The organism is Pseudoruminococcus sp. (assembly GCF_047012705.1).
In the GTDB taxonomy this organism is placed as follows: Bacteria; Bacillota; Clostridia; order Oscillospirales; family Acutalibacteraceae; genus Pseudoruminococcus.
The window spans coordinates 1-9058 of sequence record NZ_JBKXNW010000030.1 but is presented as its reverse complement, the minus strand read 5'-3'; the positions used below and the strand labels follow the sequence as shown (position 1 = coordinate 9058).

Here is a 9058-nt window from a genome sequence, read left to right as displayed (position 1 = left end):
CCTTATCACCCTTCATCAGCGTGAGTTGGAAAAGCTCCAAAATATCAAGAAATCTATGCTTGAAAAGATGTTCGTGTGACATCAATATCGCAGGAAGGAGGAAATCGAATGACATTCCAAAAAGAAGCGGACTTTGAGGAAGCCCTGATTAAAGTCTTGGCGGATAAAGGCTGGGAAAAAGAAGTTATCAAGAACCCAACCGAGCAAGACCTCATCCGAAATTGGGCAAAGATCCTGTATGATAACAATCGTGGAATTGACCGCTTGAATAACTATCCTCTTACGGATGGCGAAATGCAGCAGATTATTGAGCAGATCACGGAACTTAGAACCCCGTTAAAACTCAATGGCTTTATCAACGGAAAAACTGTGTCCATCAAGCGTGATAACCCTGACGACAAGCTCCACTTTGGCACTGAAATCAGCTTGAAAATATATGATCGCAGAGAAATCGCCGCTGGACAGAGCCGGTATCAGATCGTACAGCAACCAGTTTTTCCGAGCAAGTCAAAAATGCTAAATGACCGTCGTGGCGATTTGATGCTGCTCATCAATGGTATGCCGGTCATACATATCGAGCTGAAGCGCAGCGGTGTCCCCGTCAGTCAAGCATATAATCAGATTGAGAAATACTCATATGAGGGCGTTTTTACCGGATTGTTCTCGCTCGTTCAGGTGTTTGTTGCAATGAACCCTGAAGAAACTCGTTATTTTGCGAATCCCGGACCTGACGGAAAGTTCAATACGGATTACTATTTCCATTGGGCTGACTTCAATAATGAGCCTATCAACGATTGGAAAGCTATCGCCTCCTCGCTGCTGTCCATCCCTATGGCGCACCAGCTCATTGGTTTTTATACTGTTGCCGACAATGCTGACGGTGTTCTGAAGGTAATGCGAAGCTACCAGTATTACGCAGCCAGCGCAATTTCCGATGTTGTGTCTAAAACGAAGTGGGATAGCGGTAAGCAGCGTGGCGGCTACATTTGGCATACCACCGGCTCAGGTAAGACGATGACGAGCTTTAAGTCGGCTCAGTTGATTGCAAACTCCAATGATGCTGATAAGGTTATTTTCCTTACCGACCGTATTGAGTTAGGAACGCAGTCGCTCAAGGAATATCGGGCATTTGCGGACGAGAACGAAACCGTGCAGGCAACAGAGAACACATATGTCCTTTTGACTAAGCTGAAAAGCAACGCAACGGCAGATACCCTAATTGTTACCTCTATTCAGAAGATGAGCAATATCCGAGATGAGGACGGAGGACTTAATGCAAGCGACATTGAAATAATCAACGGCAAACGGCTTGTTTTTATTGTTGACGAGGCTCATCGTTCAACTTTTGGAGATATGCTATCCATCATCAAGGAAACATTTCCCAATGCCATCTTCTTTGGCTTTACCGGCACACCGGTGTTTGAGGAGAATGCAAAGAAAAACAATGCCCAAACAGATGTTTTTGGCAATGAACTCCATAGATATAGCATTGCTGATGGTATCAGGGATAAGAATGTGCTTGGATTTGATCCTTATAAAGTCCTGACTTTCCGTGATAAGGATGTCCGCAAGGTGGTTGCTTTGGAAAAAGCAAAAGCAGCAACCGAAGAAGAAGCAATCAGCGATCCCAAAAAGGCAAAAATATTCTATGAGTATATGGACTCCTCCACCGTCAAGATGGCGGGCTTCTTGGGCGATGACGGAAAGTGGGTCAAGGGCATTGAAGATTATCTTCCAAAAACTCAGTACCTTTCCTCGGAGCATCAAAGCAAGGTTGTTGAGGATATTCAAGAAAACTGGCTTACTTTGAGTCACAACGGGAAATTCCACGCAATCTTTGCAACGAGCAGCATCCCCGAAGCAATAGACTACTATCGACTGTTGAAGGCTGCAATGCCGAAACTTAGGATCAGTTGCCTTTTTGACCCCAATATCAGCAATGAAGATGGTGACTACAAAGAATACAGAGGGCAGCCGATTGCTTTCTATAAAGAGCAAGGCTTAATCGAAATCCTTACTGACTATAATACGATGTTTGGTCAGGATTTTTCGATTGCTACACACGCTCGCTTCAAAAAAGACCTTTCTCTACGCCTTGCCCACAAAGAGCAATATAAGCGGGTCGAAAGAGAGCCTGAGAAGCAGCTCGACCTCCTGATTGTAGTGGATCAGATGCTTACCGGCTTTGACTCTAAGTGGGTCAACACGCTGTATATGGACAAGATACTGGAGTATGAGAACATCATTCAGGCATTTTCCAGAACCAACAGACTTTTCGGACCCGATAAGCCTTTTGGCATCATCAGATATTATCGCAAGCCGCATACGATGGAGCAGAATGTGAGCAAAGCTGTTAAGCTCTATTCCGGCGATAGACCGATAGGTCTGTTCGTTGAAAAACTGTCTTACAACCTCGGAAAGCTCAACGCTGTGTTTGATGATATTGCCTATTTGTTCAAGAATGCTGGTATCCCTGACTTTGAAAAGTTGCCTGCGGACGGAACCGTAAGAGCTAAGTTCGCCTCGCTGTTTAGAGATTTCAACGGATACCTTGAAGCTGCTAAAATCCAAGGATTTAGGTGGGACAAACACACCTACTCATTCAAGGACGAGGAAAGTGGAAATTCGATTGAAATTACAATGGAGTTCGATGAGAACGCATTTTTGATTTTGGCACAGCGTTATAAAGAGCTTTCCGCTGCCTCTTCCGATGATCCCGGATCACAAGACATAGATATACCATACGATCTTGTTGGATACCTGACTGAAATTGACACAGGGGTTATCGATGCCGATTATATGAACAGTCGCTTCGATAAGTACCTCAAATTGATTCGACAGGAAGGTTCGTCCGAGGAATCTATTGAGCAAGCAAAGGCAGAACTTCACAAAACTTTTGCTGCCCTAACGCAAGAGGAGCAGAAATACGCAAATATCTTTCTGCACGACATTGAGCGAGGCGATGTCATTGCCGAGGACGGAAAAACGCTTCGTGACTACATCACGGAGTATCAGTTTAGAGCAAAAGATGACCAAATTCACCGTTTTGCGACTATCTTCGGTCTTGATGAGGATAAACTCAGGAATATGATGGGGCTTAACCTGAATGAAGCGACTATCAATGAGTTTGGCAGGTTTGACGAGCTGAAAAAGAGCGTCGATAAGACCAAAGCAAAAGCATTCTTTGAAGCATATGAACAAACCAAGTTGATTCCGCCCAAGGTCAATATGAAAACGGATCAGCTTTTGCGGCAGTTCATTCTTACCGGTGGATTTGAGGTTGATGTGCCGTAATGAGTGCCATCACCGCTAAAGCAAGCCGAAAAATGAAAAAATATGCGGTCTTAACAAGAGAGCCAAGGTGTTTCCTTGGCTCTTTTGATTTTTCTTGGGAACAGCGTAAGTTAGAAGATTACCTTACTGTTTCCGCCGAAAAGAACACTGGCAACATATATGGTAGGTCTGATGTTTTGTCCGTTTCAGGCGACTATGGAATAGTTAATCAGATTGAGTTTCAAGGTCGTTCTTTCGCTGGTGCATCAGTATCAAATTACGGTGTTGTTCAGACGGGTGATGTAGTATATACAAAGTCACCTCTTAACTCTAATCCGTATGGAATAATCAAGACAAACAAAGGAAAACCAGGCATTGTCTCAACTTTGTATGCCGTTTATCATCCGAAGGAAAATGCTTTTTCGGACTTCATTCAAGTGTATTTTGAGCAGCACGCACGAATGAATAACTATATGCATCCATTGGTCAATAAGGGTGCAAAGAATGATATGAAAGTATCCGCTGAGAACGCCTTGAAAGGTCCGGTATGTTTTCCTTCCCGCATTGAGCAGGAAAGTATTTCAGCGTTCTTTTCAGTCCTCGACAACCTTATCACCCTTCATCAGCGTAAATGTGTATTTTTATTCAGCTTTTTTCGGGCTTGTATCTCTATGAACTTCACCGCTTCAACATTTTCTTGGGAACAGCGTAAGCTGGGTGAGTTAGGAACAATTACGACTGGCAACACCCCATCAACATCTATTCCTGACTACTATTCAGATGACGGAATCGTATGGGTTACTCCGACTGATATATGTGAGAACATCACATTTGAAAGTGCAAGGAAATTGAGCGACTTAGGTCAACAAGTCGGTCGTGTTGTTCCGAAAAACACTATACTCGTAACCTGCATTGCGAGTATCGGAAAGAACACAATGCTTGGAAATACGGGCAGTTTCAATCAGCAGATTAACGGATTAACCCCGAATGAAAACAAGTATGATCCTTATTTTCTTTTAACAGAAAGTGCATTGTGGTCTGCAAAAATGAAAGGCTCCGCAGCTGCCGGAACAATGCAAATTGTAAATCGAACAGAGTTTTCTGAATTGAAGACTTGGCTTCCAAGTCTGATTGAACAGCAAGCCATCGGGGCATTTTTCAAACAGCTCGACCACCTTATCACCCTTCATCAGCGTGAGTGCATTTCTTTTACCGGAAGTGCGGGCAGGCTTATCCTGACCGCAAATAAAAAGCGAACTGCTTCTTCTTGGGAACAGCGTAAGTTGGGAGATATTGCTGACATTGTGGGTGGTGGAACCCCAAGTACAGGAAATCAGAGCTATTGGGACGGTGATATTGATTGGTATGCACCTGCTGAAATTGCGGATCAAATCTATGCAAATTCGAGTCAGAAAAAGATAACCGGCTTGGGTTATGAGAATAGTTCAGCCAAAATGCTTCCTCCCGGTACAGTCCTGTTTACATCTCGTGCAGGGATCGGGAAAACAGCTATTTTAACCCGAAAAGGCTGTACTAATCAGGGATTTCAGTCCATTGTCCCACATCGTGGAGAGCTTGACTCTTACTTCATTTTTTCTCGAACCGAAGAATTAAAACGATATGGAGAGCTTGTTGGGGCTGGATCAACTTTCGTCGAGGTTTCGGGAAAGCAAATGGCTGTAATGGAGCTGATGATGCCGCCAACGATGCGAGAACAACAGACTATTGGAGGTTTCTTTCAGCAGCTCGACAACCTTATCACCCTTCATCAGCGTAAGCCATTTTTAATGAAATGGAGGACTTCTGATGCTAACAGAAACCAAACGAACAGACTTGTTCTGTGAATATTATGCAAAATGGATTACGGTGTATAAGAAGGGCGCAATCAGAAAGGTGACGATGGATAAGTACCTGATGACGCAGAAATGGCTCGTTAAGCTCGTCCCGAACCTGAGAGTATGTGATATGAACCGGATCGCTTATCAGCAGCTGTTGAACGACTATGCTGAGTTCCACGAGCGCCAAACCACGATGGATTTTCACCACCAGCTCAAGGGAGCTATTCTTGATGCTGTTGATGAGGGCTTGATTGAAAGAGATCCTACTCGCAAGGCAATCATAAAGGGGAAGCCACCGGTAGCGAAGAAAATTAAGTACCTCAATCAGTTTGAGCTACATACGCTGCTGATCTCGCTTGACCTGAAGGATAAGGTGAATTGGGACTACTTTATCCTGTTGGTAGCAAAGACGGGGATGCGCTTTTCTGAAGCACTGGCTCTTACCCCGAAAGACTTCGACTTTGCCCATCAAACACTGTCCATAAGCAAGACTTGGGACTACAAGGGAAAGGGCGGCTTCCAGCCTACGAAAAATAAGTCGTCTGTGCGGAAAATTCAAATTGACTGGCAAACTGTCATTCAATTTTCTGAATTGGTAAAGCACCTTCCCGAAGATAAGCCCATCTTTGTCAACTCCACTGTCTATAATTCGACGGTGAACGACATTCTCGGCAGGCATTGCAAAGCCTGTAACATCCCTGTCATCTCTGTCCACGGACTGCGGCATACACACGCCTCTTTACTGTTGTTTACGGGCGTTTCCATCGCAAGCGTTGCCCGGCGTCTTGGACATTCGAGTATGACCACTACGCAAAAAACCTATCTGCACATCATTCAGGAACTTGAAAACAAAGACATCGACTTGGTGATGCGCTCTCTTTCGGGTTTGAGCTAAAAAACTAAACCGGCTTGCGCTGATTAAAGGTGATAAAAAAGATGCCATCCGAAAGGGTGGCATCTTAGTTATTTGTCGTATCTCAGAAAATCATTGCAATGTTCCTGCTGGCGCAAGCGATACACATTAAAGAAAGTGTTGCAGGAAAACCTCATTCGCCGCTTGCAGGGATTTGTGATACTCGCAGTAAGCGGGGCTAAGCCTCTGCATTGCGGAGATGAATACATCGTTATAGCCGCTCTCCCTTTGGAATTGCTTTAGATACTCTTGCAGCCGGTAGGCGGGAGATGCCTTATATTCCTCCGATTCCGCAACTGCTCGATATTGTTCGAGTATTTCCTTGTTGTCGTGAATATACTTTTCCGGGTCTGCCATAGCTGCCGCAAGTGCAGAAGATGCGCTTTGCGTCACAGCAGCATCAGCATTTTCTCTAATCTCATCAAGATACTGCTGCACATCGCTGGGAACGGCTATTGAAACGCCGTCCAAGTATCGGATGATCGTTTCAAACGCTTCCCTCTGCTCATCTGTTGTGATTGTTTCGCTCAAAAACGGAGCGAAGTGCAAGCATACGAATTTTCCATAGAAGCCCGGAAACTTATCAAGGATACGGTTCAATATGGATTGCTTGTTTTGAAGCGCCTCCACTTGTCCTTCAATATGCTCCCAATCGCCGCTTTCCGCAAGTTGTTTTATCAATGCCTGCTTTGTTTGCAGCTCGACGATTTCAAACTCTTTCCTGTTGAGGACATCGTAAATTGCTGTACGGCTATCATTCTCAAGAATTGTGCGAATCTCTGGAACGGAAAAGCCCAGTCCACGCAAAACTGCAATCCGCTTGAGCTTCAAAGCATCTGTCTCGGAGAACTGCCGATACCCGTTTTCTTTTATCCTTGGCTGGATTAGTCCCTGTTCTGTGTAATACTCAACTGCTTTTTTGGTCAGGTTACATTCTTTGCATACTTCATTTATGAGCATTGTTCTCACCTCCACATATAGGATAAGCTATCCCCCAAGGTGCCAGTCAATAGGTTTTCAAAAAAATGAGTTAGAAGATTCCCTTATTGTACTTGAACTGTGCATACAAGATAAAGCCCAAGCCGATGACGAGCGCTGGAATAACAATGAAAGACATTGCCTCTTCACTCCAGAAAGTTGTGACAAATGCCACTATCAAAGATGCGCCGATGATAAGTGTACCTGTGCCGATGGCTCTCCCGTACTTCGGTACATCTTCTTCCTTGACCTTTCTTCGGTTGTAGGAATGTATTGTGCTGATATTTCCAGTCATATTCACGATTCCAATAACGGAGATGAATATGCCTAAGATCAACAGGACGATATGATCCATTCGCTTCCTCCTTAAAAATAAAACAGTTCTTCAAATTTCTTGTCCAGAGCAATGCAGAGGATCAATGCCAGCTTTGCGGTCGGATTGAATTGCCCTGTTTCAATGGAACTGATTGTGTTTCTCGATACACCAATCATTTCCGCCAGTTGTGTTTGGGATAGCTTTTTCTCTGCGCGTGCTTCCTTGAGGTTGTTTTTCAATTTCAGCTCGTCATTCATCCCTTGACCTCCACAAGCCGCAGGACAAAAAAGGCAAGAAATGTAAGGCACATCGCTAAATAGAGAATACCGAGGATCAAGTCGGTTTTTCTCTTTAGCCTTGCATACTTTACAAGAGTGTGGGTGGTAAGGATGCTAAAATAAACAACCCACGGACTCAGAAAGTATGTTTTTGTGAAGATACGAAAGATAAGAGTGAGAACAACGCAGACCGTAGCACCAACACGTCCGGCAATATTTCCTGCCTGCGCGGTTACTTCCATCTCCGCCAAATCCCTGTTTTTGTTCTCTCTGCGGCTGCTTTCCAAAATCTTCTCTTTATTCATTGAACAGAATCGCTCCTTTCCAAGTTTTCTTGTCATTATTATATCAATGCCAAGTAAACTTGTCAAGCACAATTATCTTACCGCCCTGTGTCTTTTCTATGAACGCCGCACTTTTTCGCTGCCTCGCAAAAAACCTATCTGCACATCATTCAGGAACTTGAAAACAAAGACATCGACTTGGTGATGCGCTCTCTTTCGGGTTTGAGCTAAAAAACTAAACCGGCTTGCGCTGATTAAAGGTGATAAAAAAGATGCCATCCGAAAGGGTGGCATCTTAGTTATTTGTCGTATCTTAGAAAATCGTTACAGTGTTCCTGCTGGCGCAAACGGTAGCCCTGAGAAATCAGCGTATCGGCTTTTAGAGCGACAAGGTTAATATCTGAATTCAATGTCCGTGCGATCTGCTGTGTATCGTATCCTCTTTCCGCAAGTTCAAGGAAGTCCTCATCTGATAGGGAAATCTGTGCGGCAAAGAGATTGGCTTCGTACTCCATACGGTTGTCACGCATATTGAAGATCTCAAACTCTTTGAAGCCCCCAACTTTCGTGGCTTCCTCCCGATGTAAAGCATCGTGCCCTAATTCGTGAAGTAGCACGATGTTCTCCATAACCGGATGCAGATCATTTTTGACAAAGATGAAGCGATTACGCATCAAGACTTTATATGCTCCACGCTGTTCATTGAACGGATAATACATTACCTCGATTCCTAAGTCCTTTGCTATTCTGAGAGGATCACGGGTTCCGCATTGAGCAACGATGGAGTTTGCTTTTTGTACGATTTCCGAAGTGCTTACATACATCGGCTTCACCCCTTTTCAGTTTGTTCCTGTTTCCATTCTAACACACAATGTGTCCCATAAACGGGACTCAGTCCTGCTTGCCCTTAGAACGGTACTTCTTTGGGGTGTACTTTTTGTTTTTCTCTTTCGCCAGCCAATAGGCATCCATAATAGCTTGCATCATAACATCCATATCATCCTGTGCCAACTCGCCGCCGGTAAACAAACCAGTTACTTCATCTGTGAGCTGTTGCGCTTGTTTGGCACCTCGTGCGCCGTACTGCTCCGCAGCCTGAGCAACGAGCATACCATCCGTACCCAGAAGCTGATCCACGGAAATATTAAGTGCCTTTGCCAGCTTCTCCGCTGCATCCA

At 44.4% G+C, this 9058-nt stretch carries 9 protein-coding genes and 1 pseudogene; 4 read left to right on the top strand and 6 right to left on the bottom strand.

The window, feature by feature from the left end; all coding sequences use genetic code 11:
- The first annotated feature begins 108 nt into the window (after positions 1–108).
- Genes ACLU24_RS14035 through ACLU24_RS14025 form a run of 3 tightly spaced genes read left to right on the top strand, consistent with a single transcriptional unit; the run spans position 109 to position 6006 of the window.
- Positions 109–3294, top strand: a complete 3186-nt coding sequence (locus ACLU24_RS14035; protein ID WP_412613288.1) for a type I restriction endonuclease subunit R, EcoR124 family — start codon at positions 109–111, stop codon at positions 3292–3294.
- A gap of 32 nt (positions 3295–3326) precedes the next feature.
- Positions 3327–5117, top strand: coding sequence for a restriction endonuclease subunit S (locus tag ACLU24_RS14030; protein WP_412613287.1), 1791 nt, complete (start codon positions 3327–3329; stop codon positions 5115–5117).
- Positions 5080–6006: a site-specific integrase gene (locus ACLU24_RS14025; protein ID WP_412613286.1), complete on the top strand. Its 927-nt coding sequence runs from the start codon at positions 5080–5082 to the stop codon at positions 6004–6006. The genes ACLU24_RS14030 and ACLU24_RS14025 overlap by 38 nt, the downstream gene beginning before the upstream one ends.
- Positions 6007–6132: 126 nt before the next feature.
- On the opposite strand, the gene ACLU24_RS14020 is transcribed toward ACLU24_RS14025, so the two are convergent.
- The 4 genes from ACLU24_RS14020 to ACLU24_RS14005 form a co-directional block, all read right to left on the bottom strand.
- Complete coding sequence (locus tag ACLU24_RS14020) at positions 6133–6984, bottom strand: MerR family transcriptional regulator (RefSeq protein WP_412613285.1); 852 nt, start codon at positions 6982–6984, stop codon at positions 6133–6135.
- A 70-nt stretch (positions 6985–7054) separates the two neighbouring features.
- Complete coding sequence (locus ACLU24_RS14015; protein ID WP_412613284.1) at positions 7055–7297, bottom strand: hypothetical protein; 243 nt, start codon at positions 7295–7297, stop codon at positions 7055–7057.
- Positions 7298–7368: 71 nt separating this feature from the next.
- Positions 7369–7575 carry a helix-turn-helix transcriptional regulator gene (locus ACLU24_RS14010; protein WP_118601842.1) on the bottom strand — a complete coding sequence of 69 codons (207 nt, stop codon included), beginning with the start codon at positions 7573–7575 and terminating at the stop codon, positions 7369–7371.
- Positions 7572–7973 (bottom strand): DUF6442 family protein, encoded by a 402-nt coding sequence (locus ACLU24_RS14005; RefSeq protein WP_412613283.1) that lies wholly within the window; start codon positions 7971–7973, stop codon positions 7572–7574. The genes ACLU24_RS14010 and ACLU24_RS14005 overlap by 4 nt, the downstream gene beginning before the upstream one ends.
- Positions 7974–8024: 51 nt before the next feature.
- Between ACLU24_RS14005 and ACLU24_RS14675 the strand changes: the two are divergent.
- Positions 8025–8111, top strand: a pseudogene (locus ACLU24_RS14675) (site-specific integrase); the annotation flags it as partial.
- Between the two features lie 68 nt (positions 8112–8179).
- Here the strand turns inward: ACLU24_RS14675 and ACLU24_RS14000 are convergent.
- Both ACLU24_RS14000 and ACLU24_RS13995 read right to left on the bottom strand, forming a co-directional pair.
- The gene (locus tag ACLU24_RS14000; RefSeq protein WP_412613281.1) at positions 8180–8704 is read right to left on the bottom strand and encodes an ImmA/IrrE family metallo-endopeptidase; all 525 of its coding nucleotides are present in this window, start codon (positions 8702–8704) and stop codon (positions 8180–8182) included.
- A gap of 67 nt (positions 8705–8771) precedes the next feature.
- Positions 8772–9058: XRE family transcriptional regulator (locus ACLU24_RS13995; RefSeq protein WP_412613280.1), on the bottom strand; the 287-nt coding region annotated here is incomplete at its 5' end.